Below are 17,336 nucleotides of genomic sequence, written 5' to 3'. Positions count from 1 at the left end.
ACCGATCTTTTGGAGGAAAGCCCGCGTGGGTGCAAGGGGGCTTTGCCGGATAAGGTGACATGGCGGGGGGCGCCGGGGATTATATGCCCAGATACTGGTCAGTGATCGCGGGTGTCAGGTCGCCGAATGGGCCGGCCCAGACCGATTGCCCCTTTTCAAGGATCACCGCCCGGTCGGCCACTGTGCCGAGTTCACGCAAGGATTTGTCGACCACTAGAATGGCCAGCCCGGCAGAGGTTTTCAGCTCTGCAATCGCGGCCCAGATTTCCTGCCGCACCACTGGGGCAAGCCCCTCGGTCGCCTCGTCAAGAATCAGGAGGCGCGGGTTGGTCATCAGGGCACGCCCGATGGCCAGCATTTGCTGCTCTCCCCCTGACAGGGAACCGGCCAGTTGGTTACGCCGCTCTGCCAGCCTTGGGAACAGGCGGGTGACGGCGGCGAAGTCCCAGGCACCGAGCCGCGCGGCGGCGATCAGGTTTTCGTGGACGGTCAGATTGGTAAAGCAGCGCCGCCCCTCGGGCACCAGCCCTATCCCGGCCTGTGCAGCCTTGTAGGACGGCAGCGGTGCAAGGTCCTGACCGTCAAACAGGATAGAGCCGCCGCGATGTTGCAACATGCGGCAGATCACTTTGACGGTGGTGGTTTTGCCCATGCCGTTGCGGCCCATCAGCGCCATGACTTCGCCGCTGTTCAGCGTCAGATGGACGTCGAACAGGGCTTGCGAGGGTCCGTAAAAGGCCGAAATATGCTCCAGACGCAAAAGGCTCATGCCGGGTCCTCCTCGCCCAGATAGGCGCTGCGGACCTCGGGGTTGGCGCGAATTTCGTCAACGGTGCCGGTCGCGATCACCGTGCCATAGACCAAGACGCTGATCCGGTCGGCTAGGGCAAAAACAGCATCCATGTCATGTTCCACCAAAAGGATCGGGGCGCGGTGGCGCAGATCGTCCAGGAACCCGATCAGCCGTTGCGAGCCTTCGGCCCCCAAGCCAGCCATGGGTTCATCCATCAGGAAGGCTTTGGGCTGCAAGGTTAGGGCCACGACGACCTCCAACTGGCGGCGTTGGCCATGGGACAATTCTGCGGTGCGGAAGTTTCGGAATTCCTCCAGCCCGACCTGTTGCAAGGCATCTTCTGCCGCTGTGACAAGCGATTGGTTTCGCATGGGCCTGTCCAGCAGCCGGAACACCTTGCCACTATGACCCAACGCGCCCAGTACGGTGTTTTGCAGAACCGTGTAGTCCATCGGCAGGGCCGAGATTTGAAAGGTCCGCCCCATGCCCATGCGCACGCGGGCAGCGGTCGGCAGGGTAGTGACATCGCGCCCGTCGAAACGAACCGTGCCGGCATCGGGGCGCAACTCCCCGACTATTTGCTTGATCAGAGTTGATTTCCCGGCCCCGTTCGGTCCGATCAGGGCGTGGATTTCGCCCGGACGCAGGGTCAGCGTGATGTCCTTGCTGGCCTGCAGCCCGCCAAAGCTTTTGCTGATGCCATGAATGTCGAGGATCGGCTCAGTCATGCGCACGCTCCTGTCCGGCAAGCAGGCCGTACAGCCCGCCACGGGCAAACAAAACCACGCCCAAAAGAATTGCGCCAAGATAGATGTGCCAGAAATCGGACAACCCGCCCAGAAGGTGTTCCAGCAGGATAAAGAACGCAGCCCCGGCAACCGGGCCAAAGACACGGCCAACTCCGCCAAGGATGACGAAGATCATGATCTCACCCGACATTTGCCAGCTAAGCATCGAAGGGCTGACGAAACGGTTGAGATCGGCTGACAGCGCCCCGGCCAGTCCGGTGATGGCCCCGGAAATGGTAAAGGCCATTAGGTACAGGCGATAGGGCACCTGACCAACGGCCAGAACCCTCGATTCGTTTTGCATTGCCGCGCGCAGCATCAGCCCGAACGAGGATCGGGCGGCGCGGGCGACAAACAGCAGGACCAGAAGCAGCAGCACATAGCAGATGGCAAAGAACTGGATCGGGTCCATGGTGTTGAGGCCCGGAAACTCGTTCCTGACATAGATCGACAGGCCGTCCTCGCCGCCATAGGCGGGCCAGGAGATGGCGAAGTAAAAGAACATCTGACCAAAGGCCAGCGTGATCATGATGAAATAGGCCCCGGTGATGCGCACAGATAATGCTCCGATGATCAGGGCAGCAAAGGCGCTGACCACAATGGCCACCAGCCAGATCACCGGCATGGATTTCGTGCCTTCGATAACAAACGGCCATTCCATCAGTGGCGTGTAACTTTGCGCGTGATAGGCCAGAACGCCCATGGCATAGCCGCCCAGCCCGAAAAACGCGGCATGGCCCAGGCTGACCAGACCGCCAAAGCCCAGGGCAAAGTTCAGCCCGACACCGGCAATCGCCAGAATGACGGCGCGGGTGGTCAGGGTGATCAGAAACGGCTCGTCCCAGATCCAGGCCAGCAGTGGAAACACCAGCAGGACCAGCAGCAGAGCCGTATTCAGTATGGTTTCGCGGGTCACCTCATGCGCCTCCGAACAGGCCCTTGGGGCGGAACAGCAGAACCAGCGCCATCAGGACGTAAATCGACATGGAGGACAACGACGATCCGACAGATGTTGCCGCCGACGGCTCCATGAAAGTTGCGAAAAGCTGCGGCAGCAGGAACCGGCCCAGCGTGTCGGTCAGGCCGACCAGAATGGCCCCGATAAAGGCCCCCTTGATGGAGCCGATGCCCCCGATAACAATGACGACAAAGGCTAGGATCAGAACTGGTTCGCCCATGCCGACCTGCACGGATTGAATGGCCCCGATCAGCGCCCCGGCCAGCCCAGCCAGCGCTGCGCCCAGGGCAAAGACCATCGTGTAAAGCTGGGCGATGTTGACGCCGAGCGCTGCGATCATTTCCCGGTCATTCTCACCCGCGCGGATACGGATGCCGATGCGGGTATAAGCAATCATTGCGAACAACCCGCCTGCGACCAGCAGACCGGCGACGATCAGCGTGAGCCGGTACAGCGAATATTCGATCCTCAACGGCAGGGAGACCGTGCCCGACAGCATGGCAGGTTTGTCGAGGTAAAGGGGGAACGAGCCGAATGCCCAGCGGGTCGCCTCGGAAAAGATCAGGATCAGGGCAAAGGTGGCCAAAACCTGATCCAGGTGGTCCCGGTTATAGAGCCTGCGGATCACCGTGACCTCAATCAAAACGCCTGCTATCGCAGCTGCGGCCAGACTGGCAGCAAGGGCCAGCGAAAATGAGCCGGTGGCCTTCGCCACAGCCGCTGCGGCAAAGGCCCCAACCATATAAAGCGAACCGTGAGCCAGGTTGATCAGCCCCATGACACCGAAAATCAGCGTCAGACCTGCGGCCATCAGGAACAGCATCACGCCAAGCTGCAGGCCGTTCAGCGCCTGCTCAACAAAAAGGGCAAGGGACATCCGGTGAACCCAGTGTTATCTGCGCCGCCCCGGCAGACCCGGGGCGGCCAGAAAATCTTACATCTTGCACTCAGCCGCATAGGCGTCGGCGTGATCCTCAAGACCGGTGGCGATGATCTTGTTGGTGAACACGTCACCTTCCTGGATCACCTCGCGCACATAGATATCTTGAACCGGATGGTGGTTCGGGCCGAACTTGAAGCCGCCGCGGGTGGAGGCAAAGTCAGCGGCCTCAAGCGCTGCGCGGAACGCATCCTGATCGGCCACATCCGCCTTTTCCATAGCCGAGATCAGCAGAAGGGCCGTGTCGAACCCCTGCGAGGCATAAAGCGATGGCAGACGTCCGTATTTTTCCTGAAAGCTGGCAACGAAGGCTTTGTTGGCCTCGTTATCCAGATCCTTGGACCACTGAGAGGTGTTCTTGATGCCCAGAGCCGCTGCGCCGACAGCCTGCAGAATGCCTTGATCAAAGGAAAATGCCGGGCCGACTACGGGCAGGTCAACGCCGCTATCGGCATATTGCTTCAGGAAGGAAATCCCCATACCGCCAGGCAGGAAGAAATAGACACTATCCGCATCCGAGGCGCGGATCTGCGCGATCTCTGCTGCATAATCGGTCTGACCGAGTTTTGTGTAAAGCTCACCGGCCAGCTCGCCTTTGTAAAAGCGTTTGAACCCGGTCAGCGCGTCCTGACCTGCAGGATAGTTCGGGGCAAGGATGAAGGCGTTCTTAAGCCCGGCATCATTGGCATAGGCCCCTGCGGCTTCGTGCAGGTTGTCATTCTGCCAGGCCACATTGAAATAGTTCTTGTGGCAGCCCTTGCCCGCCAGCGGCGACGGCCCAGCATTGGGAGACAGGTAAATCTTGTCCTGCGCAACGGCCCCCGGCACCACGGCCATGGCCAGATTGGACCAGATGATCCCGGTCAGCACATCGACCTTTTCCGACTGGATCATCTTGTCGGCCAGCTGCACCGCGATATCGGGTTTGCGCTGATCATCCTCGATCACCACTTCGATATCGTCACGCCCCGACTGTTCCACCGCCAGCATAAAGCCGTCGCGCACATCGATGCCAAGCCCGGCGCCACCGCCCGACAGCGTGGTGATCATGCCAACCTTGACCCCCTCGGCCTGCGCCAGTCCGGCCACCGCTGTCAGCGCGGCACACAGCATGAGTGATTTGAGTTTCATGTCTCTCTCCCGTTGTACATCACGGCCTTCAAGGACCGCGTTTGAACATGCCGTCGTTGCGGCATTTATTGTTTAGGCTCCTGCAAGCTGGTTTTCCATTTTGCTCTCGGCCAGTCTTATGATCTCTCTGATCTGGTCCAGTTCCTGATGCCCAAGCCCGGAAAAGAGCAGGCCGACCTCGCGCTCATGCGCGGTGGCCATGGTTTTGAACCAGTCTTTGCCGGTTTGCGTTAGTTCCACCAGAAAGACCCGGCGGTCGGATTTGCTGACGGTACGCTTGACTTGACCTTCCTTTTCAAGCCGGTCGACGATGGCGGTGGTATTGCCGTTGGACACCAGAAGCATCTGGCTCAGCTCGCTCATCTTCACCGGGCCTTCCTGCCGGTAAAGGGCGGCGGCAACATCGAAGCGGGGCAGGGTGGTGTCGAAATTGATGCGCAGAAATTCCCGCAGATGGTTTTCCGACCGACGCGTCATTCTTAGCAAGCGCAGCCAGGTGCGCAGACGACATCGGTCCAGCGGCATTTCATCTGGGGGCGTATCATGGCGCTGTTTCAGTTTTCCGATCCCTTTGTCGCGTGTCTAGTCGCACGCCTTTGCGTCTTGGCTACCATATTATGAAATTTACTTCAAACTTAAAGTAATTTTGTCAAGCCTATTGATGCGGAGTCTAGGGCCGTGCCTCAGCAGCCGGTAAAAGCCTGCGCCAGAGGATGCGCGGGATCTTTCAGGCCGTCGATAACGTCGAAATGATGCCGTCCCGGATCTGCTACGATTTCAGTGTTCACGCCTTTGCCGCCCCAGGCTTCGGCCAGCAGGGCGGATTGGCGCAGGAATTCAGGCCGTTCGCGGGCGCCGACCCATATAACAAGGTCTGTTTCCGAGCGCGGAGTTTGCAGTGCTGGGCTTTCGGCAGCGGCGGTGTCAGGGGTCAGCCGCAGCCCCTCATTCATCGAATGCAGCTGCAGAGGGCGCAGGTCATGCACGCCACTGATCGAAACGACGCGTTCGATGCGCCCGGCCAGTGTATCGCTCAAAGGGGTATCATCGCAGACCATCCGGGTCACAAGATGCCCGCCTGCGGAATGACCTGCAAGGTGAATCGGACCGGGTATTTGTTCCGCTGCGGCGGTCACGGCTTGCCCGATCTGGCCCGTCATTTCGGGTATCGTCGCCTCGGGTGCCAGAACATAGCTGGGCATGGCGACGGTCCACCCGTGGGCGATTGCGGCCGCCGCAAGATCGGACCAGCTGGACTTGTCGAAATTCAACCAGAACCCGCCATGTACGATGACGGCAAGGCCGCGCGGGGTTCCTTCGGGTCGAAAAAGGTCGAACCGTTCGCGCGGATGATCACCATAGGGGATATCCAACTCCCCGGGCGTTGCGGCGCGAAACTCTGCCGCGCGCGCGGCCCATATCTCCGGATAGCGCATGCCATCGGGGATATAGGTCGCATTGGCAAAGGCATCTTCCCAGTCGATGCCGGTCAGATCCGTCACTGAAACGCCTGCAGCCCGGTCTGGCCCCGGCCAAGGATCAGCGCGTGAACGTCATGCGTGCCCTCATAGGTGTTGACGGCCTCAAGGTTCATGACGTGGCGGATGACGCAGTATTCATCCGATACGCCATTGCCACCGTGCATATCGCGGGCTTCGCGCGCAATCGCCAATGCCTTGCCGCAATTGTTGCGCTTCATCAGGCTGATCAACTCGGCCGAGTTGGTATGCTCGTCCATCATCCGACCCAGCCGCAACGCGCCCAGAAGGCCAAGGGAAATTTCGGTCTGCATATCGGCCAGCTTTTTCTGGATCAGCTGGGTCGCAGCCAGTGGCTTGCCGAATTGTTTGCGCTCCATCGTGTAGTCGCGTGCGGCATGCCAGCAGGCCTCCGCCGCACCCATAGCGCCCCAGCTTATGCCATACCGGGCGCGGTTGAGGCACCCGAATGGCCCGGCCAGCCCTTCGGCATTCGGCAGCAGGTTTTCCTCGGGCACAAAGACCTCGTCCATATGGATCATGCCGGTGATCGACGCACGAAGCGAGAATTTGCCCTCAATCTTCGGCGCGCTCAGCCCTTGCATGTCTTTTTCCAGAACGAATCCCCGGATCTTGCCGCCATGCGCGTCGGATTTGGCCCAGACGACGAACACATCTGCGATGGGGCTGTTGGTGATCCAGTTTTTGGCACCCGAAATCTGATAGCCCCCATCGACCTGCTTTGCGCGCGTGACCATGGAGCCCGGGTCAGAGCCGTGATCCGGTTCCGTCAGGCCAAAGCAGCCGACCCATTCGCCGGTTGCCAGTTTCGGCAGATATTTTCGCCGTTGATCTTCGGAGCCATAGGCAAAGATCGGGTGCATCACCAAAGAGCTTTGCACCGACATGGCAGAGCGGTAGCCACTGTCGATCCGCTCCACCTCACGCGCGACCAGACCGTATGCGACGTAATTGGCCCCGACGCAGCCGTAATCCTCGGGGATGGTCATGCCCAGAAGGCCTAGCTCGCCCATTTCGGACATGATCTCGCGGTGAAAGACCTCGTGGCGGTTGGCATCCACCACGCGCGGGGCCAGCTTGCCCTGACAGTAGCTATGGGCGCTGTCGCGGACCATGCGTTCTTCGTCGGTCAGCAGGCCGTCCATCAGAAACGGATCGTCCCAGACCAGGGCGGCGGGTTTGGCCCGGGCGCTTTCTGGTGTTGCCTGATGATGCTCGGACGCTTCGCTCTGGCCCATTGTGAATCCCTCTTTGATGATTTGATCTAATTTTGACGGCTTTAGAGTCGAGAGTCAATTATTTCAAGCTTGAAGTAAATTGCCCGCTCGGTTACCCTTAGCTCAAACGACGCGGAAGTCGAAGGGGAGGATTGAATTGCGTATTGCATGTCTTGGTGGCGGTCCAGCGGGCCTGTATTTCGCGATTTCCATGAAGCTGCGCGATCCCGCGCATGAGGTCGTGGTGCTTGAGCGCAACCGGGCCAATGACACCTTTGGCTGGGGCGTGGTTCTGTCCGACGATGCGCTTGATAATCTTGAACAGAACGATCCGCAAAGCGCCCGCGCGATCCGCGAAAACTTTGCCTATTGGGATGATATCGCGGTGATCCATGACGGGGTTCGCACCGTCTCGGGCGGGCATGGCTTTGCCGGGATCGGGCGCAAGAAGATGCTTGTTCTGCTGCAGGAGCGTGCGCGCGAACTGGGTATCGAGATGCGCTTTGAGGCAGAGTTCGAAAGCGCTGCTGACTTTAAGGATGACTACGATTTGGTTGTGGCTTGCGACGGCATCAACTCCAGCACGCGCAATGCTTATGAGGAGCAGTTCCGGCCCGACATCGACGTGCGCGAATGCCAGTTCATCTGGCTGGGCACGCATCAGAAGTTTGACGACGCCTTTACCTTCATCTTTGAGAAAACCGAACATGGCTGGCTGTGGGCGCATGTCTACCAGTTCGACGACAACACCGCGACTTTCATTGTCGAATGCCAGCAGGACACCTGGGACGCCTGGGGGTTCAAAGATATGTCCAAAGAGCAGATCGTTGAGACCTGCCGCAGCATCTTTGCTGATCATCTGGGCGGGCATGATCTGATGTCCAATGCTGATCACCTGCGCGGCTCTGCCGTTTGGATGCGGTTCCCAAGGGTGATTTGTGAAACCTGGTATCACGACAATATCGTGCTGATGGGCGATGCGGCGGCGACCGGGCATTTTTCCATCGGCTCGGGCACGCGGCTGGCTTTTGACAGCGCAATATCGCTGGCGAACTATCTGCATTCCGAACCGGATATGGAAGCAGCGTTTCAGCGCTATCAGGAGGAGCGGCGGCTAGAGGTGTTGCGCCTGCAGTCGGCAGCCCGCAACTCTTTGGAATGGTTCGAACAGGTGGAGCGGTACCTGGACCTTGATCCGGTGCAGTTCAATTACTCGCTGCTGACAAGGTCGCAGCGGATCAGCCATGAAAACCTGCGTCTGCGTGATGCCAAATGGCTTGAAACGGCGGAAAAATGGTTTCAGGACAGTGCTGGCGCGCCTGCCGATGCGCCCGTACGCCCGCCGATGTTTGCGCCCTATCAGCTGCGCGATATGGCCCTAAAAAACCGCATCGTCGTGTCCCCAATGGCGCAATACAAGGCCGTTGATGGCGCGCCGACGGACTGGCACCTGATCCATTACGGCGAACGCGCCAAGGGTGGCGCCGGGCTGGTTTATACCGAGATGACGTGTGTGTCCGATACGGGCCGCATCACGCCGGGATGTCCGGGGCTGTATAAGCCCGCGCATGAAACCGCCTGGAAACGGCTGACGGATTTCGTGCATGATGAGACTGATGCGAAAATCTGCTGCCAGATTGGTCATTCCGGCCGCAAGGGCTCGACCCGGATCGGCTGGGAAGGCATGGACCAGCCGCTGGAGGAGGGCAATTGGGAGCTGATCTCGGCCTCTGCCATTCCGTGGTCGCCGGACAACGCAACACCGCGTGAAGCTACGCAGGCGGATATGGATCAGATCAAGGCGGAGTTTGTGGCCGCTGCTGAAATGGCCGAGCGTGCAGGGTTTGACATGATCGAACTGCATGCCGCGCACGGGTATCTGATCTCGTCCTTCATCTCGCCGGTGTCGAACCAGCGCAGCGATGCTTATGGCGGCAGCCTGGAAAACCGGCTGCGCTATCCGCTTGAGGTGTTTGCCGCGATGCGCGCGGTCTGGCCTAAGGGCAAGCCGATGTCGGTTCGTATCTCGGCCAATGACTGGGTCGGCGATGATGGTGTGACACCGGAAGAGGCGGTTGAGATTGCGCGCGCTTTCCGTGCCGCAGGGGCCGATATCATCGACGTGTCCGCCGGGCAGACCACGATTGATGCCAAACCAGTTTATGGCCGCATGTTCCAGACCCCGTTTTCTGACCGCATCCGCAATGAGGCGGGGATTTCCACCATGGCGGTGGGCAATATCTACGAGGCGGATCATGCCAACTCGATCCTGATGGCGGGGCGTGCTGATCTTGTGGCGGTGGGCCGCCCGCACCTGTCCGATCCCTATTGGACACTGCATGAGGGGGCGAAGATCGGGGATCGCGCCGAACCGTCCTGGCCGCTGCCCTATCTGGCAGGCCGCGATCAGGCCTGGCGATTGGCCGACCGGGAGGCGGAGATGGCCGCAGCGGAGATCCGTGTATGACGCGGGTTCTGGTCACGGGTGGCGGGTCTGGCATTGGGCGCGTGGTGGCACGGGACTTTGCGGCAGAGGGCTGCGATGTGGTCGTCGCAGGGCGCCGGATGGAACCGTTGCAGGAAACCGCCCAAGGGACAGCGATCACCTGCCGCACGGCGGACATGACGGATGAAACGGCTGTTGCCGCCCTGTTCGATCAGCCTTTTGATGTGGTGGTGGCCAATGCTGGCTCTGGCAAGGCGGCAAAGGTCAGGGATACCAGCTTGCAGATGTGGCAGGATACACTGGCGGTTAATCTGACGGGCGTGTTTCTGACCTTTCGCGCGGCCTTGCAGGATATGGGACCGGGTGGGCGGCTGATTGCCGTTGCCTCGACCGCCGGGCTTAAGGGCGGGGCGAATATCGGGGCTTATGCGGCCTCTAAACACGGGGTGATCGGGCTGGTGCGTTCTATCGCGCATGAGGTGGCGGGGCAGGGTGTGACCTGCAACGCGGTTTGCCCCGGCTTTGTCGATACGCCCATGTCCGAAGGTGTGATCACTGGGTTGATGCAACGCTTTGATATGGATCGGCAGGCGGCAATTGATATGGTTGTGGCGGACAACCCGATGAAACGGATGATCGACCCTGCAGAGGTGTCTGCCGCAGTGCGCTTTCTGGCCTCACCCGGTGCGTCTATGGTCAACGGCCATGCGCTGGCGGTAACTGGCGGAGAGATTTGAGTGGGACAGGAGCAGGACAAGATACGCAGCGACGTGAAACATTTCAATTGCGAGATTGTCAACGGGATTGCGACCGTGTCGCTGAACCGGCCAGAGCGTAAGAACCCCCTGACATTCGACAGCTATGCCGAACTGCGCGACTGGTTTCGCGATCTGCATTATGCCGATGACGTTAAGGCGGTGATCTTTGCCGGGACTGGCGGCAATTTCAGCTCCGGCGGGGATGTGCATGAGATTATCGGCCCGCTGACCAAGATGAGCATGAAAGAGCTGCTGGTCTTCACCCGGATGACCGGCGATCTGGTCAAGGCGATGATCAATTGCGGCACGCCGATCATTGCGGCGGTGGACGGTGTGTGCGCCGGGGCCGGGGCGATCATTGCCATGTCATCGGACCTGCGGATCGGCACGCCGGGCAGCAAGACCGCGTTTCTGTTCAACCGTGTTGGGCTGGCGGGCTGCGACATGGGGGCTTGTGCGATCCTGCCGCGCATCATCGGGCAGGGCCGCGCGGCGGAACTGCTGTATCTGGGCCGGTCGATGTCCGGGCAGGAAGCCCATGACTGGGGCTTTTTCAACCGTTTGGTAGAGCCTGACGCGCTGCTGGACACCGCACGTGATATGGCCGGGCGCATCGCGGCGGGGCCGGGCTTTGCCAATATGATGACCAAGACGATGCTGGCGCAGGAATGGTCCATGGGGCTGGATCAGGCGATCGAGGCCGAGGCGCAGGCGCAGGCGATCTGCATGCAGGGGCAGGATTTCCACCGCGCCTATCATGCCTTTGTGGCCAAAGAAAAACCGGTGTTTGAGGGGGATTAAGGTGACGGTCGTGCAAGTGATGTCTGCATCTATTCCCAGTCCGGCTGGGGGCTGGACAGCAACCGGCGCAGTCGCAACCAAGGGGGGCACAAGCCATGCCTGATCGCACGTTCCTCAATTGGCCGTTTTTTGAGGATCACCACCGCGCGCTTGCCGATGACCTTGACCGGTGGGCTGAGACTGCCCTTGCCGATATTGATCACTCCGACACCGATGCCGCCTGCCGCGCCCTTGTGGCCGCGCTGGGTGAGGCCGGGTTTGCTACGCATTCTGCCGCGCTGGACGGAAAGCTTGACGTGCGCAGCCTTTGTCTGATCCGCGAGACGCTGGCCCGCCATGATGGTCTGGCCGATTTCGCCTTTGCCATGCAGGGGCTGGGCACCGGGGCGATTACCCTGTTTGGGACCGAGGAACAGAAACAGGCCTGGTTGCCCAAGACCCGCGCAGGTGAGGCGATCTCGGCCTTTGCTCTGACCGAACCGGCCTCTGGCTCAGACGTGGCGAATTCCACCATGACCGCGACCCGCGACGGCGACGACTATGTCCTGAATGGTGAGAAGACCTGGATTTCCAACGGCGGCATCGCGGATGTCTATACGCTGTTTACCCGCACCGGGGAGGCTCCGGGGGCCAAGGGCCTGTCGGCGTTTGTGCTGCCTGCAGGTCTGCCTGGCTTTGAGATTGTGGAACGGCTGGAAACCATAGCCCCCCACCCGCTGGCCACCCTTCGCTTTACCGATTGCCGCATCCCGGCCAGTGCGATGCTGGGCCAGCCGGGGCAGGGGTTCCGCATTGCGATGTCGGTGCTGGATGTGTTCCGCTCTACCGTGGCCGCGGCGGCCCTTGGCTTTGCCCGCCGCGCGCTGGATGAGGCGCTGGACCGGGCGACAACCCGTCAGGTGCAGGGCGCACCGCTGTTTGATTTGCAGATGGTGCAGGGGCATATCGCCGATATGGCGCTGGATGTGGATGCCGCTGCGCTGCTGGTCTATCGCGCCGCATGGACCAAGGATAGCGGCGCACCGCGCGTGACGCGCGAGGCGGCGATGGCCAAGCTGTTCGCCACCGATCAGGCGCAGCAGGTCATCGACAAGGCCGTGCAATTGCATGGCGGCGATGGGGTGAAATCCGGCGAGACGGTGGAAAAGCTCTATCGTGAAATCCGCGCCTTGCGCATCTATGAGGGCGCATCAGACGTCCAGCGTGTGGTGATTGCCCGCCAGTCACTCGCGGCATTTCAGGGAGGTTAAGCGATGCTCAGACCCTCAGCCCATACCGATACGTTCACCCGTGATAACCTGCCCAAGGCTGAGACCTGGCCTGCGTTTCTGCTGGACGGATTTGACTACCCGGACCGTTTGAATGCCGCAGTAGAACTGACCGACGCGATGGTGGCCAAGGGCTTTGGCGATCATACCTCTTTAATCGGAAATGGGCGCAGGCGGACCTATAAGGAACTGACCGACTGGACCAATAAGCTGGCGAATGCGCTGGTGGATGACCTGGGGGTGAAGCCCGGCAATCGCATCATGATCCGATCGGCCAATAACCCGGCGATGGTGGCCTGTTGGCTGGCCGCGACCAAGGCGGGTGCGGTGGTGGTCAACACGATGCCGATGCTGCGCGCCGGGGAGTTGATCAAATACGCAGAAAAGGCAGAGATCACCCACGCCCTGTGCGACACACGCCTGATGGACGAGATGGTAGCCTGCGCCAAAGGCAGCACGTTTTTGGATACCGTGGTGGGGTTCGACGGCACCGCCAATCATGACGCTGAACTGGATCGGCTGGCATTGGAAAAACCGGTGACATTCGATGCGGTTGATACGGCACAAGACGATGTGGCGCTGATTGGGTTTACGTCAGGCTCGACCGGCAACCCCAAGGCCACGATGCATTTTCACCGTGACTTGCTGATCATCGCGGATGGCTATGCGCAAGAGGTGCTGAATGTGCAGCCCGAGGATGTTTTTGTCGGCTCGCCCCCACTGGCCTTTACCTTTGGGCTGGGCGGGCTGGCGATTTTCCCGCTGCGTTTTGGGGCGACCGCAACCTTGCTGGAAACTGCAACGCCGCCGAACATGATCGAGATTATTGAGAAATACCGCGCCACCGTCTGTTTCACAGCCCCGACCGCCTATCGCGCGATGCTGCGGGCGATGGATGAAGGGGCGGATCTGTCCTCGCTCCGGGCGGCGGTATCGGCGGGCGAAACCCTGCCAGCGCCGGTCTATGACGAATGGCGCCAGAAAACCGGCAAGCCGATGCTCGATGGGATCGGCGCGACAGAGATGCTGCATATCTTTATCACCAACCGCTTCGAGGATCACAAACCCGCCTGCACCGGCAAACCTGTCACGGGTTATCAGGCCAAGATTGTCGGACCGGATGGTGCGGATTTGCCGGTCGGAGAGGTCGGCCGCCTTGCCATGCGCGGGCCGACCGGATGCCGCTATCTGCATGGGGAAAAGCAGGCGGAGTATGTGCAGGATGGCTGGAACATCTCGGGCGATGCGTTCAGCATGGATCAGGACGGCTATTTCCACTTTGCCGCCCGCAATGACGACATGATCATATCCTCTGGTTACAATATCGCCGGACCAGAGGTTGAGGCGGCGCTACTGGCGCATGAGGCTGTGGCGGAATGCGCGGTCATTGGTGTGCCTGATGCGGAACGCGGCGCAATCGTTCAGGCCCATGTGGTGCTGGCTGAGGGCAAAGCCCCCGGTGATGAGTTGATTCAGACCCTTCAGGATCATGTGAAAGCCAGTATCGCGCCATTCAAATACCCCCGCTCTGTCATCTTTACAGATGCACTGCCGAAGACCGAAAGCGGCAAGATCCAGCGGTTCCGCCTGAGGGATAAGCCATGACCGAGACACCGTTTGATCCTGAAGGTGATGGCGCAAAGATGCGCTTTGCCGGGGCTATGTCCTATGGGGATTACCTGAAGCTGGATAGCATCCTGTCGCAGCAGCACCCGCTGTCAGATGCGCATGACGAAATGCTGTTCATCATTCAGCACCAGACCAGCGAGCTTTGGATGAAGCTGGCCATCCATGAACTGTCCGCCGCGCGTGAGGCGCTGATCGCCGGGGACATGACGCATATGTTCAAGATGCTGGCGCGTGTCAGCCGCATCTTTGAGCAGCTCAACAATGCCTGGGATGTGCTGCGCACCATGACGCCTGCGGATTATACGCATTTCCGCAATACGCTTGGGCAATCCTCGGGTTTTCAGTCCTGGCAATATCGGATGATCGAATACGTCTTGGGCAACCGAAATCCCAAAATGATGGGGCCGAATGAGCATGTGCCAGAGGTACATGCGCTGCTGGCCCAGGAACTGAAGCGCCCCAGCTTTTATGACGAGGTGATCCGCGTACTTTACAAAGGCGTGGATGGCGATGATCGCAACATGCCGCCACCGCAACTGGATGGCCCGCATGAGGCAGTGCCAGAGGTGCAGGGGCGCTGGAAAACTGTCTATGAGAATGTCGATCAATTCTGGACTTTGTATGAACTGGCCGAAAAGCTGATGGATCTTGAGGATTATTTCCGCCGCTGGCGTTTCAACCATGTCACCACTGTGGAACGCGTGATCGGCTTTAAGCGCGGCACCGGCGGGACCTCTGGCGTGCAATATCTGCGCCGTATGCTGAGCGTGGAACTGTTCCCCGAGCTTTGGCATCTGAGGGGGGAGTTGTGACGATGACCTTGTCCAGAAAACATCTGTTCGATCTGCCCGATGGGGTGATCTATCTGGACGGAAACTCCCTTGGCCCGCTGCCGGTCGGGGCTGTCGAACGGGCGCAGGACGTCTTGCGCGACGAATGGGGGCAGGAGCTGATCCGCGCCTGGAACAGCAAGGATTGGATGGTGCTGCCGCAGCGGGTGGGCAACCGGATCGGGCGACTGATCGGGGCACCCGAAGGTTCGGTTGCGACGGGCGATACGCTGTCGATCAAGGTCTATCAGGCGCTGGCTGCCGCGTTGCAGATGCGCCCTGATCGCAAGGTGATCCTGTCGGACAACGGCAACTTCCCGACCGATCTTTATATGGCGCAGGGTCTGATTGATCTGCTGGCGCAGGGCCATAGCCTGCGTACGCCCGCGCCGCAGGATGTGGCTGATGCCATTACCGAGGATGTTGCCGTAGTGATGCTGACCCAGGTGGATTACCGCACGGGCCGGATGCATGACATGCAAGCAATCACGGAAAAGGCCCATGCCGTGGGTGCCGTGATGATCTGGGATCTTGCCCATAGCGCGGGGGCGGTGCCGGTGGATATGGCAGCCTCGAATGCGGAATTTGCGGTTGGTTGCAGCTATAAATATCTGAACGGTGGTCCCGGCGCGCCCGCCTTCATCTATGTTCGTCCCGACATTGTTCTGGATGTAAAACCGGCTTTGGCAGGCTGGCTGGGGCACGAGGCCCCCTTCGCCATGGACCCGGATTATCGCCCTGCGATGTCCACTGAACGCCTGCGCGTCGGCACGCCTTCCGTGGTGCAACTGGCAATCCTTGACCATGCGTTGGACGTTTGGGAGGGGGTGGATATGGCAGAGTTGCGCGCCGCCTCGGTCGCGCTGTCGGATCTGTTCATTCAGAAGGTTGAGGCGCGTTGCCCCGCGCTGACCCTGGCCTCACCCCATGATGCTTCGCAACGCGGCTCTCAGGTCTCATTCGCTTTTGAAAACGGCTATGCGGCCATTCAGGCGTTGATCGACCGCGGCGTGATCGGTGATTTCCGCGAGCCTGACATCATGCGCTTTGGCTTCACCCCGCTTTATCTGGACCGTGACGATGTGGTTGCAGCCGTCGACATACTGGGCGATGTCATCGGAAACGAGCTTTGGCGTGATCCGAAATACCAGATCCGGTCGCGCGTGACCTAACAAACAGGAGCAACCCTATGACCTGTCTTTTTGTTCAAATCCGTTGCCGTCCGGGTACGGCCTATGACGTGGCCGACAAAATAAGCCTGCGCGAGATCCACTCAGAGCTCTACTCCGTCAGCGGCGAATACGACCTGTTGATGAAGCTCTATGTGCCCGAGGGCGAGGATATCGGCCGCTTTATCAACGACAAGCTGCTGGATATTGACGGGATCGAACGGACCTACACAACACAGACCTATAAAGCGTTCTAGGTCTTATGAATTTCAGATTTTCCCAAAAGGTGCTGTTCAAGCATTGCGATCCGGCCGGCATCGTTTTCTATCCGCGGTATTTTGAGATGATCAATGACGCGATAGAGGTGATGTTCAGCGATCTGTTGAACTGGCCGTTTGAGGATATTCACCAGAACGGCGCCGTGCCGACCGCCGCCTTTGACGTCAATTTTGATGCGCCCAGTCGTCATGGGGAACTGCTGGATCTTGATCTGACTCTGCTGGTGATCGGCGGCAGCAGCCTAACCTTACGCACCGAGGCCCGTTGCAAGGCCGAGCTTCGCTTTATCGCGGGGCAGACCCTTGTCTATGTCAATTCAGACGGTCGGCCGCAGAAATGGCCAGAGAGCATCCGTGAGAAGATCAATAAACTGATTGAGGGGAACACATGAAGCCGCGCACAATTCACCCTGACGGCTGGGCCCCGGCCCTGGGCTATGCAAATGGTATGCTGATGCCGGACGGAACTCTGCATATCGGTGGGCAGATCGGTTGGGACAAGGATAAGAAATTCGTTCTGGGGGGGCTTATTCCACAGATGGAACAGGCCTTGCGCAACATCGCCGAGATTGTCGAGGCAGCGGGCGGTGAGGTTGGCGATGTCGGGCGGTTGACCTGGTTCGTAAAGGACAAGGCCGAGTATATGGCAAACCAGCGCGAGGTTGGCGCTGCCTATCGTCGCGTATTTGGCAAGCATTTCCCGGCGATGTCGCTGATCGTCATCAGTGAATTGGTCGAAGATGAGGCCGTGATCGAGATAGAGGCCACGGCCTATATCGCCAATGCCACAGGAGCGCCGTAAATACGGCCCATCTGCCCCCTAGATGTGCA

Annotated in this window: 18 protein-coding genes and 1 pseudogene; 10 read left to right on the top strand and 9 right to left on the bottom strand. The window is 59.8% G+C overall.

The features are described from left to right. Positions 1–79 precede the first annotated feature (79 nt). From ACW9UQ_RS07220 to ACW9UQ_RS07180, 9 genes and pseudogenes are all read right to left on the bottom strand, one after another. The gene (locus ACW9UQ_RS07220; RefSeq protein ID WP_458930332.1) at positions 80–769 is read right to left on the bottom strand and encodes an ABC transporter ATP-binding protein; all 690 of its coding nucleotides are present in this window, start codon (positions 767–769) and stop codon (positions 80–82) included. Then, positions 766–903, bottom strand: a complete 138-nt coding sequence (locus ACW9UQ_RS07215; RefSeq protein ID WP_458930352.1) for an ABC transporter ATP-binding protein C-terminal domain-containing protein — start codon at positions 901–903, stop codon at positions 766–768. Before ACW9UQ_RS07215 ends, ACW9UQ_RS07220 begins: the two co-directional genes overlap by 4 nt. A gap of 99 nt (positions 904–1,002) precedes the next feature. Next, positions 1,003–1,449 (bottom strand): annotated as a pseudogene (locus ACW9UQ_RS07210) (ATP-binding cassette domain-containing protein); the annotation flags it as partial. 64 nt (positions 1,450–1,513) lie between these two features. Further along, a complete protein-coding gene (locus ACW9UQ_RS07205; protein WP_458930331.1) occupies positions 1,514–2,497 on the bottom strand; it encodes a branched-chain amino acid ABC transporter permease in 984 nt (327 codons plus the stop codon). 1 nt (position 2,498) lies between these two features. Continuing rightward, on the bottom strand, positions 2,499–3,416 hold the full coding sequence (locus tag ACW9UQ_RS07200; RefSeq protein WP_458930330.1) for a branched-chain amino acid ABC transporter permease: 918 nt from the start codon (positions 3,414–3,416) through the stop codon (positions 2,499–2,501). Between the two features lie 57 nt (positions 3,417–3,473). Next, on the bottom strand, positions 3,474–4,610 hold the full coding sequence (locus tag ACW9UQ_RS07195) for an ABC transporter substrate-binding protein (protein WP_458930329.1): 1,137 nt from the start codon (positions 4,608–4,610) through the stop codon (positions 3,474–3,476). A gap of 72 nt (positions 4,611–4,682) precedes the next feature. Further along, entirely contained in the window at positions 4,683–5,087 is a 405-nt protein-coding gene (locus ACW9UQ_RS07190; RefSeq protein ID WP_458930328.1) for a MarR family winged helix-turn-helix transcriptional regulator, read from the bottom strand. 206 nt (positions 5,088–5,293) lie between these two features. Next, a complete protein-coding gene (locus ACW9UQ_RS07185; RefSeq protein ID WP_458930327.1) occupies positions 5,294–6,112 on the bottom strand; it encodes an alpha/beta hydrolase in 819 nt (272 codons plus the stop codon). Continuing rightward, positions 6,109–7,254: an acyl-CoA dehydrogenase gene (locus ACW9UQ_RS07180; protein ID WP_458930351.1), complete on the bottom strand. Its 1,146-nt coding sequence runs from the start codon at positions 7,252–7,254 to the stop codon at positions 6,109–6,111. The genes ACW9UQ_RS07185 and ACW9UQ_RS07180 overlap by 4 nt, the downstream gene beginning before the upstream one ends. Positions 7,255–7,483: 229 nt before the next feature. Between ACW9UQ_RS07180 and ACW9UQ_RS07175 the strand changes: the two genes are divergently transcribed. The 10 genes from ACW9UQ_RS07175 to ACW9UQ_RS07130 all read left to right on the top strand — a co-directional run bounded on the left by ACW9UQ_RS07175 (position 7,484) and on the right by ACW9UQ_RS07130 (position 17,307). Further along, positions 7,484–9,793: a bifunctional salicylyl-CoA 5-hydroxylase/oxidoreductase gene (locus ACW9UQ_RS07175; RefSeq protein ID WP_458930326.1), complete on the top strand. Its 2,310-nt coding sequence runs from the start codon at positions 7,484–7,486 to the stop codon at positions 9,791–9,793. After that, positions 9,790–10,509, top strand: a complete 720-nt coding sequence (locus ACW9UQ_RS07170) for an SDR family NAD(P)-dependent oxidoreductase (RefSeq protein WP_458930325.1) — start codon at positions 9,790–9,792, stop codon at positions 10,507–10,509. The genes ACW9UQ_RS07175 and ACW9UQ_RS07170 overlap by 4 nt, the downstream gene beginning before the upstream one ends. A gap of 21 nt (positions 10,510–10,530) precedes the next feature. Then, complete coding sequence (locus tag ACW9UQ_RS07165) at positions 10,531–11,331, top strand: enoyl-CoA hydratase family protein (protein ID WP_458930350.1); 801 nt, start codon at positions 10,531–10,533, stop codon at positions 11,329–11,331. A gap of 95 nt (positions 11,332–11,426) precedes the next feature. Further along, positions 11,427–12,581, top strand: a complete 1,155-nt coding sequence (locus ACW9UQ_RS07160; protein WP_458930324.1) for an acyl-CoA dehydrogenase family protein — start codon at positions 11,427–11,429, stop codon at positions 12,579–12,581. Positions 12,582–12,584: 3 nt separating this feature from the next. Then, the gene (locus ACW9UQ_RS07155) at positions 12,585–14,204 is read left to right on the top strand and encodes an AMP-binding protein (RefSeq protein ID WP_458930323.1); all 1,620 of its coding nucleotides are present in this window, start codon (positions 12,585–12,587) and stop codon (positions 14,202–14,204) included. Continuing rightward, on the top strand, positions 14,201–15,040 hold the full coding sequence (locus ACW9UQ_RS07150) for a tryptophan 2,3-dioxygenase (RefSeq protein WP_458930322.1): 840 nt from the start codon (positions 14,201–14,203) through the stop codon (positions 15,038–15,040). The genes ACW9UQ_RS07155 and ACW9UQ_RS07150 overlap by 4 nt, the downstream gene beginning before the upstream one ends. Positions 15,041–15,042: 2 nt before the next feature. Continuing rightward, positions 15,043–16,230: a kynureninase gene (kynU, locus tag ACW9UQ_RS07145; RefSeq protein ID WP_458930321.1), complete on the top strand. Its 1,188-nt coding sequence runs from the start codon at positions 15,043–15,045 to the stop codon at positions 16,228–16,230. A 17-nt stretch (positions 16,231–16,247) separates the two neighbouring features. Beyond that, positions 16,248–16,484, top strand: coding sequence for an Lrp/AsnC ligand binding domain-containing protein (locus ACW9UQ_RS07140; protein ID WP_458930320.1), 237 nt, complete (start codon positions 16,248–16,250; stop codon positions 16,482–16,484). Positions 16,485–16,489: 5 nt separating this feature from the next. After that, positions 16,490–16,897: an acyl-CoA thioesterase gene (locus ACW9UQ_RS07135; RefSeq protein WP_458930319.1), complete on the top strand. Its 408-nt coding sequence runs from the start codon at positions 16,490–16,492 to the stop codon at positions 16,895–16,897. Next, on the top strand, positions 16,894–17,307 hold the full coding sequence (locus ACW9UQ_RS07130; protein WP_458930318.1) for a RidA family protein: 414 nt from the start codon (positions 16,894–16,896) through the stop codon (positions 17,305–17,307). Before ACW9UQ_RS07135 ends, ACW9UQ_RS07130 begins: the two co-directional genes overlap by 4 nt. Positions 17,308–17,336: the final 29 nt, after the last annotated feature.

Source organism: Halovulum sp. GXIMD14793 (genome assembly GCF_054457435.1).
Note: the sequence above shows the minus strand (reverse complement) of the source record. Positions and strands in the feature narration are given on the sequence as shown.

Excerpts from the sequence above, each read along its gene's own strand:
- ACW9UQ_RS07220 (WP_458930332.1), bottom strand. The coding sequence starts at position 769 with ATGAGCCTTTTGCGTCTGGAGCATATTTCGGCCTTTTACGGACCCTCG.
- ACW9UQ_RS07215 (WP_458930352.1), bottom strand. The coding sequence starts at position 903 with ATGGATGCTGTTTTTGCCCTAGCCGACCGGATCAGCGTCTTGGTCTAT.
- ACW9UQ_RS07200 (WP_458930330.1), bottom strand. The coding sequence starts at position 3,416 with ATGTCCCTTGCCCTTTTTGTTGAGCAGGCGCTGAACGGCCTGCAGCTT.
- ACW9UQ_RS07195 (WP_458930329.1), bottom strand. The coding sequence starts at position 4,610 with ATGAAACTCAAATCACTCATGCTGTGTGCCGCGCTGACAGCGGTGGCC.
- ACW9UQ_RS07190 (WP_458930328.1), bottom strand. The coding sequence starts at position 5,087 with ATGACGCGTCGGTCGGAAAACCATCTGCGGGAATTTCTGCGCATCAAT.
- ACW9UQ_RS07180 (WP_458930351.1), bottom strand. The coding sequence starts at position 7,254 with ATGGACGGCCTGCTGACCGACGAAGAACGCATGGTCCGCGACAGCGCC.
- ACW9UQ_RS07170 (WP_458930325.1), top strand. The coding sequence starts at position 9,790 with ATGACGCGGGTTCTGGTCACGGGTGGCGGGTCTGGCATTGGGCGCGTG.
- ACW9UQ_RS07160 (WP_458930324.1), top strand. The coding sequence starts at position 11,427 with ATGCCTGATCGCACGTTCCTCAATTGGCCGTTTTTTGAGGATCACCAC.
- ACW9UQ_RS07155 (WP_458930323.1), top strand. The coding sequence starts at position 12,585 with ATGCTCAGACCCTCAGCCCATACCGATACGTTCACCCGTGATAACCTG.
- ACW9UQ_RS07150 (WP_458930322.1), top strand. The coding sequence starts at position 14,201 with ATGACCGAGACACCGTTTGATCCTGAAGGTGATGGCGCAAAGATGCGC.
- kynU (WP_458930321.1), top strand. The coding sequence starts at position 15,043 with ATGACCTTGTCCAGAAAACATCTGTTCGATCTGCCCGATGGGGTGATC.
- ACW9UQ_RS07140 (WP_458930320.1), top strand. The coding sequence starts at position 16,248 with ATGACCTGTCTTTTTGTTCAAATCCGTTGCCGTCCGGGTACGGCCTAT.
- ACW9UQ_RS07135 (WP_458930319.1), top strand. The coding sequence starts at position 16,490 with ATGAATTTCAGATTTTCCCAAAAGGTGCTGTTCAAGCATTGCGATCCG.
- ACW9UQ_RS07130 (WP_458930318.1), top strand. The coding sequence starts at position 16,894 with ATGAAGCCGCGCACAATTCACCCTGACGGCTGGGCCCCGGCCCTGGGC.